Source organism: Achromobacter sp. 413638 (assembly GCF_043119405.1).
Taxonomy (GTDB): Bacteria; Pseudomonadota; Gammaproteobacteria; order Burkholderiales; family Burkholderiaceae_B; genus Achromobacter.
Map to the genome: position 1 here is coordinate 37,960 of NZ_JBICCO010000029.1, position 16,321 is coordinate 54,280.

At 67.8% G+C, this 16,321-nt stretch carries 16 protein-coding genes; 12 read left to right on the plus strand and 4 right to left on the minus strand.

The annotated features are described in order from the left end of the window. The first annotated feature begins 43 nt into the window (after positions 1-43). From ACEU5R_RS14005 to ACEU5R_RS14060, 12 genes are all read left to right on the plus strand, one after another. Positions 44-1,495: a bifunctional 2-methylcitrate dehydratase/aconitate hydratase gene (locus ACEU5R_RS14005; RefSeq protein WP_103273202.1), complete on the plus strand. Its 1,452-nt coding sequence runs from the start codon at positions 44-46 to the stop codon at positions 1,493-1,495. Between the two features lie 141 nt (positions 1,496-1,636). After that, positions 1,637-2,065 carry a CopD family protein gene (locus ACEU5R_RS14010; protein WP_392410587.1) on the plus strand — a complete coding sequence of 143 codons (429 nt, stop codon included), beginning with the start codon at positions 1,637-1,639 and terminating at the stop codon, positions 2,063-2,065. Between the two features lie 36 nt (positions 2,066-2,101). Continuing rightward, positions 2,102-3,775: a THUMP domain-containing protein gene (locus tag ACEU5R_RS14015; protein ID WP_103273201.1), complete on the plus strand. Its 1,674-nt coding sequence runs from the start codon at positions 2,102-2,104 to the stop codon at positions 3,773-3,775. A gap of 219 nt (positions 3,776-3,994) precedes the next feature. Further along, complete coding sequence (locus ACEU5R_RS14020; protein WP_392410588.1) at positions 3,995-4,207, plus strand: hypothetical protein; 213 nt, start codon at positions 3,995-3,997, stop codon at positions 4,205-4,207. A gap of 235 nt (positions 4,208-4,442) precedes the next feature. Further along, positions 4,443-4,994, plus strand: coding sequence for an RDD family protein (locus ACEU5R_RS14025; protein WP_103273200.1), 552 nt, complete (start codon positions 4,443-4,445; stop codon positions 4,992-4,994). 109 nt (positions 4,995-5,103) lie between these two features. Beyond that, positions 5,104-6,015 (plus strand): DUF2167 domain-containing protein, encoded by a 912-nt coding sequence (locus ACEU5R_RS14030; protein WP_103273199.1) that lies wholly within the window; start codon positions 5,104-5,106, stop codon positions 6,013-6,015. A 10-nt stretch (positions 6,016-6,025) separates the two neighbouring features. Beyond that, positions 6,026-6,748 (plus strand): site-2 protease family protein, encoded by a 723-nt coding sequence (locus ACEU5R_RS14035; RefSeq protein WP_212320361.1) that lies wholly within the window; start codon positions 6,026-6,028, stop codon positions 6,746-6,748. 266 nt (positions 6,749-7,014) lie between these two features. Next, positions 7,015-7,899 carry a UDP-2,3-diacylglucosamine diphosphatase gene (locus tag ACEU5R_RS14040; protein WP_103273197.1) on the plus strand — a complete coding sequence of 295 codons (885 nt, stop codon included), beginning with the start codon at positions 7,015-7,017 and terminating at the stop codon, positions 7,897-7,899. Positions 7,900-8,023: 124 nt separating this feature from the next. After that, a complete protein-coding gene (locus ACEU5R_RS14045) occupies positions 8,024-9,697 on the plus strand; it encodes an acyl-CoA synthetase (RefSeq protein WP_392410589.1) in 1,674 nt (557 codons plus the stop codon). A gap of 50 nt (positions 9,698-9,747) precedes the next feature. Next, positions 9,748-10,269, plus strand: a complete 522-nt coding sequence (locus tag ACEU5R_RS14050) for a gamma carbonic anhydrase family protein (RefSeq protein WP_103273195.1) — start codon at positions 9,748-9,750, stop codon at positions 10,267-10,269. Positions 10,270-10,393: 124 nt separating this feature from the next. Then, a complete protein-coding gene (hslO, locus tag ACEU5R_RS14055) occupies positions 10,394-11,323 on the plus strand; it encodes an Hsp33 family molecular chaperone HslO (protein WP_392410590.1) in 930 nt (309 codons plus the stop codon). Between the two features lie 286 nt (positions 11,324-11,609). After that, positions 11,610-12,308: a pilus assembly protein gene (locus ACEU5R_RS14060; protein ID WP_392410591.1), complete on the plus strand. Its 699-nt coding sequence runs from the start codon at positions 11,610-11,612 to the stop codon at positions 12,306-12,308. A 53-nt stretch (positions 12,309-12,361) separates the two neighbouring features. On the opposite strand, the gene ftsB is transcribed toward ACEU5R_RS14060, so the two are convergent. The 4 genes from ftsB to ACEU5R_RS14080 form a co-directional block, all read right to left on the minus strand. Further along, positions 12,362-12,802, minus strand: a complete 441-nt coding sequence (ftsB, locus tag ACEU5R_RS14065) for a cell division protein FtsB (RefSeq protein ID WP_103273193.1) — start codon at positions 12,800-12,802, stop codon at positions 12,362-12,364. 69 nt (positions 12,803-12,871) lie between these two features. Next, positions 12,872-14,158, minus strand: coding sequence for a phosphopyruvate hydratase (gene eno / locus ACEU5R_RS14070; RefSeq protein WP_006393534.1), 1,287 nt, complete (start codon positions 14,156-14,158; stop codon positions 12,872-12,874). Between the two features lie 4 nt (positions 14,159-14,162). After that, entirely contained in the window at positions 14,163-14,447 is a 285-nt protein-coding gene (locus ACEU5R_RS14075) for a DUF1330 domain-containing protein (RefSeq protein WP_212320373.1), read from the minus strand. A gap of 97 nt (positions 14,448-14,544) precedes the next feature. Beyond that, the gene (locus ACEU5R_RS14080) at positions 14,545-16,200 is read right to left on the minus strand and encodes a CTP synthase (protein WP_392410592.1); all 1,656 of its coding nucleotides are present in this window, start codon (positions 16,198-16,200) and stop codon (positions 14,545-14,547) included. Positions 16,201-16,321 lie beyond the last annotated feature (121 nt).

Sequence of the window (16,321 nt, forward strand, 5' to 3'; positions counted from 1 at the left end):
CCCGCCGCGGCCTCCTGTATCCATTTCCAGGAGAGGTATCCGCATGTCCGCCCCCATCTCCAACGTGCGTCCCGATCCCGACCAGGTGCTGGCCGATATCGCGGACTACGTCCTCAACCATGACATCCAGAGCGATCTCGCCTACGAGACCGCGCGCAACTGCCTGATCGACACGCTGGGCTGCGGCCTGGAAGCGCTGGAGTACCCGGCGTGCCGCAAGCTGCTGGGCCCGATCGTGCCCGGCACGGTGGTGCCGCAGGGCGCCAAGGTCCCCGGCACCCAGTTCCAGCTGGATCCGGTGCAGGCCGCCTTCAGCATCGGCGCGATGATCCGCTGGCTGGATTTCAACGACACCTGGCTGGCCGCCGAATGGGGCCATCCGTCCGACAACCTGGGCGGCATCCTGGCCGTCGCCGACTGGCTGTCGCGCACCGCCGTGGCCGCCGGCAAGCCGCCCCTGAGCATGCGCGCCGTGCTCACCGGCATGATCAAGGCGCACGAGATCCAGGGCTGCATCGCGCTGGAGAACTCCTTCAACAAGGTCGGCCTGGATCACGTGGTGCTGGTCAAGGTGGCGTCCACCGCCGTGGTGGCGCAGATGCTGGGCCTGGACCGCGATGAAGTCATCAACGCCGTGTCGCTGGCCTGGGTCGACGGCCAGAGCCTGCGCACCTATCGTCACGCGCCCAACACCGGCAGCCGCAAGAGCTGGGCCGCCGGCGACGCCACCAGCCGCGCCGTGCGCCTGGCGCTGATCGCCCGCAGCGGCGAGATGGGCTATCCGTCGGTGCTCAGCGCCAAGACCTGGGGCTTCTACGACGTGCTGTTCAAGGGCCAGCCGTTCAAGTTCCAGCGGCCCTACGGCAGCTACGTGATGGAGAACGTGCTGTTCAAGATCTCGTATCCGGCCGAGTTCCACGCCCAGACCGCCGTGGAATGCGCGATGCAGCTGCACGAACGGCTACGCCTGCTGGGCCGCAAGGCCGAGGACATCAGCCGCATCGTCATCCGCACGCACGAGGCCTGCATCCGCATCATCGACAAGCAGGGTCCGCTGAACAACCCGGCCGACCGCGACCACTGCATCCAGTACATGGTGGCCGTGCCGCTGCTGTACGGCCGCCTGACCGCCGCCGACTACGAGGACGGCGTGGCGCGCGATCCGCGCATCGACGCCCTGCGCGCCAAGATCGTTTGCGTCGAGGATCCCGCCTATACCCGCGACTATCACGATCCGGCCAAGCGCTCCATCGCCAATGCGCTGACCGTGGAGTTCGAGGATGGCGACAGGCTGGACGAGGTGGTCTGCGAATACCCGATCGGCCACCTGCGCCGCCGCGCCGAGGGCATCCCGCTGCTGGAAGCCAAGTTCCGCACCAACCTCGCCCGCGTGTTCCCGGACCGGCAGCAGCGCCGCATCCTCGATGCCTCGCTGGACCAGGCGCGGCTGGAGGCGATGCCGGTGAACGAATACGTCGACCTCTATGTGATCTAGGCGGCATGGGCATCCCGGAAGCGCCCGTGGCGCTTCCCTCCCATGCGCTTGACCTGGCGCAGCGCCCGCGCCCGCCAGACCGTCCTGGCGCGAGAAAGCCGCGGCTTACAATGCGGCTTTCCACGCAAACGGGACCGCGCCATGGCCATGCTCTGGGTCAAGACCTTCCATATCGTCTTCATCGTTTCCTGGTTCGCCGGGCTGTTCTACCTGCCGCGCATCTTCGTCAACCTGGCCCAGCAATCCGACGCTTCGGTCCAGGCCACCCTGCTGGGCATGGCGCGCCGGCTGTACCGCTTCACCACCCTGCTGGCCGTGGTCGCCGTGGCCTTCGGCATGTGGCTGTATCTGGGCTACCGCATCGGCGTGGGTCCGGGCAACGGCTGGATGCACGCCAAGCTCTTTTTCGTGCTGCTCGTGATCGGCTACCATCACGCCTGTGGCGTCATGCTGCGCAAATTCGAACAGGGCAAGAACACCCGTTCGCACAAGTTCTATCGCTGGTTCAACGAAGTTCCCGTCTTGCTGCTTTTGGCGGTGGTGGCGCTGGTCGTCGTCAAACCCTTCTGATTTCCCCTCTGCCTTTGCCCATAAGCCAGGATCCGCATGTCCTCTGATGAACAGGACCGTCCGCGCAAGACGCTGACAATCAAGAAAACCGCGCGCGACGCCCGCGCCGAAAGCGAGGCCGCGCCGGCCAAGCGCAGCCGCAGCGGCGCCCGCGCCCGCCTGGTCGCCCAGATCGAGCGCGACAAGGAAAAAATCGAACGCCTGAAGACGCCGGACGCGCCCGCGCGCGACGCCGGTGACGGCGAACGCGCCCCGCGCAAGCCCGTGGCGGCCCGAGGCGCCGCCAGCCGGACCGATGCCGGCCGTGGCCGGCGCGATGACGGCGGCGCGCCGCGCCGCGCCGCTGGCGCCAGGCCCGCTCGCGCCCCGCGCGACCGCGACAACCAGTACGTCGCGCCCGCCACGCCCGCGGGCCGCTTCTACGATCCGTTCGAGGACGACGGCCCGGCGCCGGAATTCGCCCCCGAGCCGGACCGCGACGACGAGATCGAATACGCCACCGAAGCCCGCGACGAGCCCGACTTTCACGCCCGTGGCCGCCGTCCGCGCGAGCCCCGCCAGGCCGAGGTGTTCCAGGTCTTCGCGCCCTGCCCCCAGGGTCTGGAAGAAGCGCTGACCGCGGAAATGCAGGCGCTGGGCTATGAAGACGCCCGCGCCGGCCGCGCCGGCTGTTCCTTCAGCGCCGACTGGGCCGGCGTGCAGCGCGCCAACCTCTATTCGCGGCTGGCAACGCGCATCCTGGTCCAGGTCGCGCACGCCGAGATCTCCCACGAGGACGACATCCTCGACCTGGCCCGCGCCACGCCCTGGGAGCGCTGGTTCGGCGCCGAGCAAACGCTGCGCGTGGACACCTCGGCGATCAAGAGCCCGGTGCAGAGCCTGCAATACTGCAACCTGCGCGCCAAGGACGGCATCTGCGACCGCCTGCGCGAGCGCGAAGGCGAGCGTCCCGACATCGACACCGTGCGCCCCGATGCGCGCGTGCACCTGTTCCTGACCGGCCATACCGCCACGCTGTACCTGGACACCTCCGGGGAATCGCTGTTCAAGCGCGGCTGGCGCCTGGACAAGGGCGAGGCCCCGCTGCGCGAGAACCTGGCGGCCGGCATGCTGGCCCTGGCCGGCTGGGATCCGGCGGCTCCGCTGCTGGATCCGTTCTGCGGCTCGGGCACCATCCTGATCGAAGCCGCCTGGATCGCGCTGGGCGTGCCTCCCGGCATCTCCCGTCCCTTCGGCTTCGAGCGGCTGCGCGGCCATGACCCGCGCCGCTGGCGCGACCTCAAGGAAGACGCCCGCGCCCGCATCCTGCCCCAGCTGGACGCGCCGCTGGTCGGCTATGACCTGGATCCGCAGGCGATCGAGTTCGCCCGCAACAACGCCGAGCGCGCCTGGCTGACCTCGGACTCGATCCGTTTCGAAGTGGGTGATGCCCGCCAGGTCCAGGCGCCGGCCGACCATGGCTGGATCGTCACCAACCCGCCTTACGGCGAACGGATGCCGACCGAGCAGGACGCGCAGCTCTGGTCCGAATGGGCGACCTGCCTGAAGCGCAACTTCGCCGGCTGGCAGTTGCACATCATCACCAGCGACCTGGAGCTGCCCCAGCGCATGCGCCTGAAACCCAAGCGCCGCGTCCCGCTGCACAACGGCGCGCTGGACTGCCGCCTGTTCGGCTTCGAGCTGGTGGCGGCGGGCTACCGGGACGCCTGACGCCTGATCCCCGGCGCCCCGCAACGGGGCGCCGGCGTCCGCCACAGCGGATGCCTCGTTGTAAAAGCGCCGCAACATGGTGCGGCTATCTTTGCTTATGGTGCCCCGCCGCAACGTTTTGGGGCATCATCAGCTACACGGTGTTGCCGATTCGCACCAGCCTCTTGCACACGACCAGGGTAAACCCTATAATTCGGGTTATCCCTAGTAGCTAAACAAATGTGCAAGCCCGTGGAGGCTAACGTGACGAACCTGAACAACACCATCCGCCTGACCGACGAACTCGAGCGCCAACTGATGCTCCAGGCGATCGAAGAGCAATTCCGCCCGCACCCGATGCGCGCCCTGGCCGCCGGACTGCGCAAGCTGGCCCACGGCATCCGCGCCCTGATTGGCAAGGCGAGCGCGAAGGACGCGCACTCGGCCGCCTGAGCGCCGATGGGCCCCTGGCGGGCCCGGACAGATTTCCCCTTGGGGGCTGCATAGCCCCTTTTATAGACCCGCCCTCACCGGCGGGTTTTTTTTCGCCTCCGCCTCGCACTGATCGCCGGCCGGACGCTCCCGCGTCGGCGGCGAATGGTCTTGCCCCAACCCGTTTGCACCGACGCAAGCGCGCCGCCCGCCGGGCCCGGCGCAAACCCGCGGCCCTTTGCTAAGATAGCCGCCCATGACGCCCGACGCCTCCCCAGACCAGACTCCCAACCGGCTGCGCCGGTTCGCGTGCATGATGTACGAAGCCGTGCTGCTGTTCGGCGTGGTGTTCCTGGCGGGCTATCTGATGGATACGCTGACCCAGAGTCGCAATGCGCTGGAACTGCGCCCGCTACGCCAAGCCTGGCTGTTCGTGGCGATCGGCGCCTACTTCGTGCTGTGCTGGCGCCGCCGGGGCCAGACGCTGCCCATGAAGACCTGGAACATCCAGCTGGTCGGCCGCGACGGCCAACCGCCCTCCGTGCCGCTGCTGATGCTGCGCTACATCCTCGCCTGGCCCCTGGTGCTGGCGGGCGCCGCCCTGGTCTGGCTGGCGGCGCGCTACACGGGCTGGCCGTCCATGGACATGTTCATCGTCGCAGCCCCCTTCATGATTTTCATCTGGACCTGGATCGACCGCGACGGCCAGTTCCTGCATGACCGGATCCTGGGCACGCGCCTGCGCAACGCGCCCCCGCGCGCCAAGCCCGGGCGTCCGGAAAATAGCGCCGCCAGGGCCGTCAAGTAATACCAAGTTTCAATCAGAAAACTTACGCGCCGATTCTCACCGGCGCGTTCAGAAAGCTGAAAGCTGCGCGCCAAGACAATAAGGCCCTATTAAAAACCGGACCTTATCCATGCGCGCCCTACTCTCCCGCCTGACGCTGGCCGCCAGCGCCCTGTTCTTCCTGCCGTGGGCCCACGCCCAGAACGCCGACGCCCGCAAGGAAATCGAAGCCGCCTCGCAGGCCGCGCTTTCCGCCGCCCAGCAAGGCCCCGCCGAAGTGAAGCTCGGCGGCCAGGCCGTGCTCAAGCTGCCCGACAACATGATGTTCGTGCCGCGCCTGCAGGCCGACCGCCTGATGGCGGCCTATGGCAACGGCAAGGATCCCAGCCTGCTGGGCGTGGTGCTGCCCAAGGGGGACGAGGACGACTGGCTGATCACCGTCAACTTCGAGAAGACCGGCTACATCAAGGACGACGACGCCCGCAACTGGAACGTCGGCGAGCTGCTGGACAGCCTGCGCGAAGGCACCAAGCAATCCAACGTCGAGCGCGTCAAGCGCGGCTTCCCCGAGCTGCTGATCGACGGCTGGGTCGAGGCGCCCAAGTACGACAGCAAAACGCAGCGGCTGGTGTGGTCCGTGGCCGCCAAGCACAAGGACGACGGCGCGCAGAGCGACCCGACGGTCAACTACAACACCTACGCCCTGGGCCGCGAAGGCTACATCACGCTGGACCTGATCACGCAGCAAAGCCAGGTGCCGAAGGACAAGGGCGCCGTGCTGGCCCTGCTGAACAACATCGATTACGTCGAAGGCAAGCGCTACGCCGACTTCAACTCCTCGACCGACAAGGTCGCCGAGTACGGCCTGGCCGCGCTGGTCGCCGGCGTGGCGGCGAAGAAGCTGGGCCTGTTCGCGGTCATCGGCGCCTTCCTGCTGAAGTTCGCCAAGGTCGGCCTCATCGCCGTGGCTGCGCTGGGCGGCGGCATCTGGTCGCGCCTGCGCCGCAAGAAGGCGGATCCCGCCGGCCCAGGCCAGCAGTGATCGCAAGCCGGTGAAAGTCCTGCTGTTGCTGCTGTCGGGCTTCAAGTACCTGAAGTTCGGCAAGCTGCTGGCCACCGGCGGCTCCATGCTGCTGTCGGTGGCGGCCTATGCCTGGGTGTTCGGCTGGCGCTACGCCGCCGGCTTCGTGCTGCTCCTCCTGGTGCACGAGCTGGGCCACTACGTGGCGGCGCGCCAGCGCGGCCTGGACGTGGGCGCGCCCGTGTTCATTCCTTTCGTGGGCGCCTGGATCCAGCTGAAGGACCAGCCGCTGAACGCCGACACCGAGGCCTATGTGGGGCTGGGCGGGCCCTTCGCCGGCACGCTGGCCTCGCTGGCCTGCTACTTCGCCGCGCGCGACACGGGCAGCGACCTGCTGCTGGCGCTGTCCTACGCCGGCTTCTTCATCAATCTCTTCAACCTGATCCCGCTGTCGCCGTTCGACGGCGGCCGCATCACGGCCGTGCTGTCGCCCCGAGTGTGGCTGGCGGGCGTGCCGGTGCTGGTGGCGCTGTTCTTCTGGCGGCCCAGCCCCATGCTGATCCTGGTCGCCGTGCTCGCCTTCCCGAACGTGGTGCGCGCCTTCAAGTACGACCCGACCCTGCCGGAAAACCAGGCCTATTACGGCACCACGCTGGAAAACAAGCTCGCCTATGGCAGCGCCTACCTGGCGCTGGTGGGGCTGCTGGCGGTCATGGCGCACGACGTGCACGAAATGCTCGCGGGACTGCGCTAGTGTGCTGTCCCGTAGGTACGTCCGCATGACGAAATTCATCCATAGACGTCAGGGCTAGGCGCAAACCGCAGTGATACCCGTAGGTATCACGAGGATTTGCAACGACGCCATGGCGGCTAGGGGTGGATTTCGTGCGGGCGTATCTGCGGGACAGCACACTAGGCCCGCTCCCGCGACAAGTGTTGCGGCGCCCGCGTTGCAATCGTCACAACACCGTCACGGATTTTTCATGGCGCCGTCATCGCCCGATGGTTTCATCCTGAGGCATGACGACAGCCCCCATGGAAGCAACCGTGAACGAAATCCGCCCCGCCCACTGGCGCGCTCTCTGGATTTCCGATATTCACCTGGGCACTGCCGGGTGCAAAGCGGAATTCCTGCTCGATTTCCTGGAGCACAACGATTCCGACACCCTTTACCTGGTGGGGGACATCGTCGACGGCTGGCAGCTGCGCAAGCATTGGCACTGGCCGCGCGCGCACAACGACGTGATCCAGCGCATCCTGCGCAAGGCCCGCAACGGCACCCGCGTGGTCTTCATCCCCGGCAACCATGACGAATTCGCCCGCGAGTTCTGCGGCTTTGCCTTCGGCGACATCGAGATCCTGGACGAAGACGTGCACGTGACGGCCAAGGGCCTGCGCCTGCTGGTGCTGCATGGCGACCAGTTCGACGGGGTGATCCAGCACAGCCGCTGGCTGGCGCACCTGGGCGACGGGCTGTATCAGCTGGCGCTGTGGCTCAACCATCACTTCAACCGGCTGCGCCACCGCATGGGGCTGCACTACTGGTCGCTGTCCCAGTACCTGAAGCACAAGGTCAAGAACGCCGTGTCCTTCATCACCGACTTCGAGGAAGCGCTGGCCGGCGAGGCGCGCCGGCGCGGCCTGGACGGCGTGGTCTGCGGACACATCCACAAGGCCGAACTGCGCGACGTGGGCGGCATCCTGTACTGCAACGATGGCGACTGGGTGGAAAGCCTGTCGGCGCTGGCGGAAACCCACGACGGCCAGCTGCAGCTGCTGGACTGGGCCGCCATCCAGGCCGAGCATCAGGCCGGGCGCCAGGCCGATCCGTCCAGCCGCAAGCCGCGCTCGCTATCGCTGCCGGCGCTGCCGTCGGCGCTGCGCCGCCAGGGCAAACACCCGTGATAACCCTTATACGTCCCCGTTACGCAACGGGGATGTTGCAGTTCACGCCCCTCTAGGTCATGCTTGCAGTTGGGCAACGGGCGAGCGGCCCGTTCACGCTGCAACATGCTCACAACATAGGGCCATGAACGACCAATATCAGGCGCTCTACCAAACTTTCCGCTGGCTGGTGCCTACCCAGTTCAACATCGCGGAAGCGTGCTGCCACCGCTGGGCATCCAGCAGTCCGGATGCGCGGCGCATCGCCATCTACTACGAAGATGAAGCGGGCAATCGCGAGGTCTGGACCTATGCCCGACTGGCCGAAGCCGCCAATCAGCTGGCCAATGGCCTGATCAAGATGGGCGTGAATCGCGGCGACCGGGTCGGTGTTGTATTGGGGCAACGGCCCGAAACCGTCGTGGCCCACATGGCGATCTACAGCGTCGGCGCGGTGGTGCTGCCCCTGTCGGCGCTGTTCGGCCCCGAGGCCCTGGAGACCCGGCTGCGCGACTCCGAGACCCGTGTCGCCATCGTCGACCACGCCTCCAGCGCCAACCTGCTGGCCGTCAGCGACCACTGTCCCGCCCTGCAACAGATCATCGGCATCGGCTTCGCCGACGAGCGGGTGCTGCCGTGGCGCAGCCTGCTGGCCCGCCAGCCTTCCGAATTCAAGCCCGTTCCGACCCGCTCGTCGGACCCGGCCATCCTGCTCTATACCTCCGGCACCACCGGCGCGCCCAAGGGCGCCCTGCTGCCGCACAGCGCGCTGATCGGCAACCTGCCCGGCTTCGTCGCCTCGCAGGACTGGTTCCCCAAGCCCGCCGACGTCTTCTGGTCGCCGGCGGACTGGGCCTGGACCGGCGGCATGATGGACGCGCTGCTGCCCACCCTCTATTTCGGCCATCCCATCGTCGGCACCCGCGGCCGCTTCTCGGCCGAGCGCGCCTTCGAGCTGATGGAGCGCTACCAGGTCACCAACACCTTCCTGTTCCCGACCGCCCTGAAGATGATGATGAAGGCGGTGCCTGACCCGCGCAGCCACTATCAGCTGGCGCTGCGCGCCATCATGAGCGCCGGCGAAAGCGTGGGCGAGACGGTGTTCGGCTGGTGCGAGAAGGCGCTGGGCATCACGCCCAACGAGATGTTCGGCCAGACCGAGATGAACTACCTGGTGGGCAACAGCAACAAGCGTTGGCCCGCCAAGGCCGGCAGCATGGGCCGGCCCTACCCCGGCCACCGCGTGGCTGTGCTGGACGAGCACGGCGAGCCCGCTCCCACCGGCGAAGTCGGCGAGGTCGCGCTCAACCGGCTGGACATCCACGGCTATCCCGATCCGGTGCTGTTCCTGGGCTACTGGCGCAACGAGGCCGCCACGCAGGCCAAGTTCAAGGACGACTGGTGCCTGACCGGCGACCTGGCCAGCATCGACGCCGACGGCTACCTCTGGTATGCCGGCCGCGCGGACGACGTGTTCAAGTCGGCCGGCTACCGCATCGGCCCGGGCGAGATCGAAAGCTGCCTGCTCGGCCATCCGGCCGTGGCCAATGCGGCTGTCGTGCCCAAGCCCGATCCCGAACGCGGCGCCGTGGTGAAGGCCTATGTGGTGCTGACCCCCGAATTCGCCCAGCGCGACCGCCAGGACATCATCGAGAACCTGCAGGAACATGTGCGCGAGCGCCTGGCGCCATACGAATACCCCAAGGAAATCGAGTTCGTCGACGAACTACCCATGACCACCACCGGCAAGATCCTGCGCCGCCTGCTGCGCCAGCGCGAGGCGGACCGAGCCCTGGCGGCCAGCAAGGGCGCGGCCTAGCGCGCCGCCCCGATTACCTCCCCCCGCGCCGTCTCCGGAGACTTCCTGGCATGCCGCTGTACCAGCTCGACGACCTGATCCCCCGCATCGACCCCTCGGCCTACGTGGCCGACAGCGCCGACATCATCGGCAACGTGACGCTGGAGGCCGGCGTCAGCATCTGGTCGCACGTCTCCATCCGGGGCGACAACGACGCCATCCTGATCCGCCGGGGCACCAACATCCAGGAGGGCAGCGTGCTGCACGTGGATGAAGGCTGTCCCATGGAGATCGGCCCGAACGTCACCGTGGGCCACCAGGCCATGCTGCATGGCTGCACCATCCACGAAGGCGCCCTGGTCGGCATGCAGGCCATCGTGCTGAACAACGCCGTGATCGGTCGCAACTGCCTGATCGGCGCTGGCGCCATCATCCCCGAGGACCGGGTCATTCCCGACAATTCGCTGGTCATCGGCATCGGCAAGATCGTCCGCGAACTGTCCCCCGAGGAAATCGCCGGACTGCACAAGAACACCGCGCACTACGTGGCGCGCGGCCAACACTACCGGACCGCGCTCAAGCGGATCGGCTGAGTCCCTGAGCCCCTGGCCCGTCTCCGGCGCCCCCCCGCGCACGCCGGAATCCGCCCCCTTGGAACCCACCCCGCCCCTGCCGCCGGCAGGGCCTTTCGGCTGCCCGATCGGCTAACATTCCAGCATGACCGATCAGCTCAAAAAATATCTCTTCGAAGACCGCAGCGTGCGCGTCCAGGCCGTGCGCCTGACCGACACCTGGAAGGCCGTCCGCGCCAATCACGAATATCCGCCCGCCATCACCCACCTGTTGGGCGAACTGGTGGCCGCGTCCACGCTGCTGGCCGCCAACATCAAGTTCGACGGCTCGCTGGTGCTGCAGATCCAGGGCGACGGCCCGATCGCGCTGCTGGTGGTGGAGTGCCGCTCCGACCTGAGCCTGCGCGCCACCGTCAAGATGCGCGAAGGCCATGACGTGCCGGTCGACGGCAACATGCAGAGCCTGCTCAACCCCGGCGGCAACGGCCGCTTCATCGTGGTGCTGGATCCGCAGCGCAAGGCGCCCGGCCAGCAGGCCTACCAGGGCATCGTGCCGCTGGAAGGCGACACCGTGGCCGAGGCGCTGCAACACTACATGAAGGCGTCCGAGCAGCTGGACACCCAGCTCTGGCTGGCCGCCGACGACGAGCACGCCGCCGGCCTGCTGATCCAGCGCCTGCCGGTGCACGGCGGCGAACAGGCGCCGCTGCTCAGCGAGCAGGCCGCCGCCGAGACCTGGGAACGCGCCGGCACGCTGGCCGCCACGCTCAAGCGCGACGAACTGCTGCAGGTCGAGATCGACACGCTGATCCATCGCCTGTACTGGGAAGAAACGCTGGTGGCGTTCGATCCCCTGCCGGTCAGCTGGCACTGTCCCTGCACCCGCGAGCGCGTGGCCAACATGCTGCGCTCGCTGGGCGAAGCCGAGGTGCAGGACATCGTGGCCGAGCACGGCCAGGTCGACGTGACCTGCGATTTCTGCGGCAAGCCGTATCGCTTCGATGCCGTGGACTGCGCCGCGCTGTTCACGCCGGCCACGCCCGCCGCCGACAGCGAGTCGCCCACCGTCCACTGAACGCCCGCGCCGGCCCGTCGCGGCCGGCCTTTCCCGGCGTGATCAATGCGTCACGCCGGCTTGTCCCAATCGACAGGCGGTCATGCCCGCGCCAGACTGCGCAGCCATGACCGCCTTTTCTTTTTCCGCCATTCGGCCGGCTCCGCCCGCGACACCAGACGCGCCCGCCAGGCCTGCCAAGCCGGCCCGGCACGCTTGCCCGGCCTCGCCAAGCCTGCGCGCGCCGCCACGCCCAGGCCGCCCGCAACACGGCACCGCGCTCCTGGAATTCACCCTGGCGGCAGCCGTGCTGCTGCCCGCCGCCCTGCTGGCGGCCGAAGCCGCAACGTGGCAGACGGTGCGCCAGACCGTCCAGCTGGCGCTGATGGAAGCGGCCCGCGCGGGCGCGGTGTCGCATGCCGCACCGGCGACGATGAAAGCGGTTTTCGTCCAGGCGCTGCGACCGCTACATGGCGGCGACGCGTCGCGTCAGGCGCGCGCCCTGCGCGAGGCGGCGCTGTTGGCGGACGCGCATCCGTGGCGCATCGAGGTGCTGCGCCCCGACGCCCGCGACTTCCGCCTGCACGCCAGGCCGGGGCTTCGAATCGCCCCGGCGCCGGGCCTGCCAGCCATCGACAACGACTACCAGGATCTGCAACACGCGCGCCGCGCGCCGGGCCAGGCAACGGACATCTTCCAGGCCAATACGCTGTCCTTGCGGCTGACCTATCTGCACAAGCCGCTGTCCGCGCCGCTGCGGGCGCTGCTGGTCGCGCTGGCGCGTGGCGCGCAGACGCCGCCAGCACGCCAGGGCGCGGCTTTCACTCCTGGCCTGGCGGCCGACGACGCGCGTGGGTACGCCGGCCAGGCGCTGGCGCGCGGCCTGCTGCCGATCGTGGTGGAACTGGACATGGAGATGCACTCGCATCCGGCCGATTGGTCGCGCTTGCGACCATGGCCCGAGGGCATGGTGTCGGGAGCCTGCCGCAGGCTGCGCTGCGGATGACGCCACGGCCCGTCCGGGACGTCAGCCCAGGGGCGGCGATGGTGCGAGAGCGATCAGTGACGCGCGCCCGAACCGGATTGGCTGGCGGCGGGCCTGCCCTGCGACGCTGCCGCGCCGGCAGCCGGCCTGGCTGGCGCGCCCGAACCGGCGCGGGCCGGCGTGGCGGCGGGTTTGGCGACCGCCTCGGTGGCCAGCGATGCGCCGCCCGCCGGCGGCGTGGCGTTCTGCGGCAGGATATGCACGAAGACCTCGCCCTCCCGCATCATGCCCAGCTCGCCGCGCGCACGTTCCTCGACAGCGCCGGTGCCCCCATCCAGGTCGCGCACTTCGGCTTCCAGCGCCGCATTGCGCGCGCGCAGGCCTTCGTTAGTCTCTTTCTGCGCCGCCACCTGGCGTTGCAGATCCCAGACCTTGAACCAGCCGCCCTTACCCATCCACAACGGGTATTGGATCAGGCCTAGCAGCACGAACAGCACCAGGAACAGCAGGCGCATACGCGGGAACCCTCAGCAGTCGTGTCATACGGCGGCGGCCGGGCGTTGCGCCAGGCCGCCGCGCCTACCTTAGCGCAGGTTGTAGAAAGCTTCCAGGCCAGGGTAGGAGGCCACTTCAGCCAGCTCTTCCTCGATGCGCAGCAGCTGGTTGTACTTGGCCATGCGGTCGGAACGCGACAGCGAACCGGTCTTGATCTGCATGGCGTTGGTGGCCACCGCGATGTCGGCGATGGTCGAGTCCTCGGTTTCGCCCGAACGGTGCGACACGACGGCGGTGTAGCCGGCGCGCTTGGCCATTTCGATGGCGGCGAAGGTCTCGGTCAGCGTGCCGATCTGGTTGATCTTGATGAGGATCGAGTTGGCCACGCCCTTCTGGATGCCTTCGCGCAGGATCTTGGTGTTGGTGACGAACAGGTCGTCGCCCACCAGCTGCACCTTCTTGCCGAGCTGGTCGGTCAGGAGCTTCCAGCCGTCCCAGTCGTTTTCGGCCATGCCGTCCTCGATCGAGATGATCGGGTACTTGTCGCACCAGGTCGCCAGCAGGTTGGTGAATTCCTGCGAGGACAGCGAGATGCCGCCTTCGCCGGCCAGCGTGTACTTGCCGTCGCGGTAGAACTCGGAGCTGGCGCAGTCCAGGCCCAGGGCGATCTGTGTGCCCGGCTCGTAGCCGGCTTCGGTGATGGCCTTCAGGATCAGCTGGATCGCGGCTTCGTGGCTGGCCACGTTGGGGGCGAAACCGCCCTCGTCGCCCACGGCGGTGGACATGCCCTGGCCGTGGATCAGCTTCTTGAGCATGTGGAAGACTTCGGCGCCCCAGCGCAGGGCTTCACGGAAGCTGCCCGCGCCCACCGGCAGGATCATCAGTTCCTGCAGGTCCAGCGTGTTGTTGGCGTGCGCGCCGCCGTTGATGACGTTCATCATCGGCACGGGCATGCTCATGGGGCCGCTGCCGCCGAAGTAGCGGTACAGCGACAGGCCGGACTCGTCGGCGGCGGCGCGGGCCACGGCCATCGAGGCGGCCAGCAAGGCGTTGGCGCCCAGGCGTTCCTTGGACTCGGTGCCGTCCAGCTCGATCAGGGTGCGATCGACGAAGGTCTGCTCCTGCGCGTCCAGGCCCATCAGCGCTTCGGAGATCTCGGTGTTGAGGTTCTCGACGGCGCGCAGCACGCCCTTGCCCAGGTAGCGGCTCTTGTCGCCGTCGCGCAGCTCGATGGCCTCGCGGGCGCCGGTGGACGCGCCCGACGGCACGGCCGCGCGGCCCATGGCGCCGGATTCCAGCAGCACATCGCATTCCACGGTGGGGTTGCCGCGCGAATCGAGGATTTCGCGGCCGATGATGTCGACGATTGCACTCATGACTTTACATTCCCTGAACGATAAACATATTCATGACGGCCGCGCCTTCGCGGGCATTGCGGGCCCGGCGGTACTGCCAGGAGTCGTAGAAGGCCTGCGCGGCGCCCATGGAGGGGAACTCCATGACGACCGTGCGGCCGGGCTCACGCCCCTCGAGCACCTTGGAGTCGCCGCCGCGCACCAGGATCTTGGCGTCGTAGGCCCGCATCGCGAGCGTGGACAGACGCTTGTAATCCTCGTATTGCGCAGGCTTGGTCACTGAGACATCGGCGATCAGATAGGCACTCATGGGGCTCCTTGTGAGCGGTTGCGTGGGTGAAGGACGCCAGCGAAGTCGACCGCGGCCCTGGCCGTGCGCAAGCGCGAGGCCGGGCCGCGGAACCGCATCAGGCGTCCTGCCCGCCGCGGCGAGCCTTGTGCTCGATGGCGGCGCGGATATAGCTGGAGAACAGCGGGTGGCCGTCGCGCGGCGTGGACGTGAACTCCGGGTGGAACTGCACGCCGACGAACCAGGGGTGGTCGGGCAGTTCCATGATTTCCGGCAGGTTCTCGCTCGGGGTGCGCGCGCTGATCACCATGCCGGCCTCTTCCAGGCGCGGCACGTAGACGTTGTTCACCTCGTAGCGGTGACGATGGCGCTCGTTGACCTCGTCGCCGTAGATGCTCTGGGCGCGGGTGCCCGGCTTGATGGGCACGCGCTGCGCGCCCTTGCGCATCGTGCCGCCCAGGTCGGACGAGTTGTCGCGCTTCTCGACCTTGCCTTCGCGGTCCATCCACTCGGTGATCAGGGCCACCACGGGATGCGGCGCGGACGGATCGAACTCGGTGCTGTTGGCGCCGCCCAGGCCGGCCACGTGGCGAGCGAACTCGATCACGGCCAGCTGCATGCCCAGGCAGATGCCCAGGTAGGGCACGCCGTTCTCGCGGGCGTAGCGGATGGCGGCGATCTTGCCCTCGGTGCCGCGCTTGCCGAAGCCGCCCGGCACCAGGATGGCGTCCAGGTGCTTGAGCTGGTCGGTGCCGCGGGTCTCGATGTCTTCCGAGTCGATGTACTCGATGTTGATCTTCGAGCGCGTGTGGATGCCGGCGTGAACCAGCGCTTCGGTCAGCGACTTGTACGACTCGGTCAGGTCGACGTACTTGCCGACCATGCCGATGGTGAGCTGGTGCTGCGGATGCTCCAGCGCCTCGACCAGGTTGTCCCACATGGACAGGTCGGCCGGCGGCGGGTTCAGGCCCAGCGCTTCGCAGACGATGTTGTCCACGCCCTGCTTGTGCAGCATGGCGGGGATCTTGTAGATGGAATCGGCGTCCCAGACGGAGATCACCGCATCCAGCGGCACGTTCGAGAACATCGAGATCTTGGCGCGCTCGTCGTCCGGAATCGGGCGGTCGGCGCGGCACAGCAGCGCATTCGGGTAGATGCCGATTTCGCGCAGCTTCTGCACCGAGTGCTGGGTCGGCTTGGTCTTGAGTTCGCCGGCGGACGCGATGAACGGCACCAGCGTCAGGTGCACGAAGGCGGCGTTGTTGCGGCCCATGCGCAGGCTCATCTGGCGGGCGGCTTCCAGGAACGGCAGCGACTCGATGTCGCCCACGGTGCCGCCGATCTCGACGATGGCCACATCGGTGTTGCCATTCCAGGCGGCATCGGCGCCACGGGCGATGAAGTCCTGGATTTCATTGGTGATGTGCGGAATCACCTGGACGGTCTTGCCCAGGTAGTCGCCACGACGCTCCTTGCGCAGCACCGATTCGTAGATCTGCCCGGTGGTGAAGTTGTTCACCTTGTGCATGCGGGCGGAAACGAAGCGCTCGTAGTGCCCCAGGTCCAGGTCGGTCTCGGCGCCGTCTTCGGTGACGAACACTTCGCCGTGCTGGAACGGGCTCATGGTGCCCGGATCGACGTTGATGTAGGGGTCGAGCTTGAGCATGGTGACCTGCAGGCCACGCGACTCGAGGATGGCTGCAAGCGACGCGGCGGCGATGCCCTTGCCCAGGGAAGACACCACTCCGCCGGTGACAAATACGTATTTGGTCATCGTAATGAGCGCCCGGGACGAGCGGGCGCGTGCGGGAAATTTGGATTATAGCCGGGCGGCGCGGCGAGTTTGGGTTTCCCCTTAGCCGCCAGGCGTAACATTTGGCAGCGTCCAGGCGGGA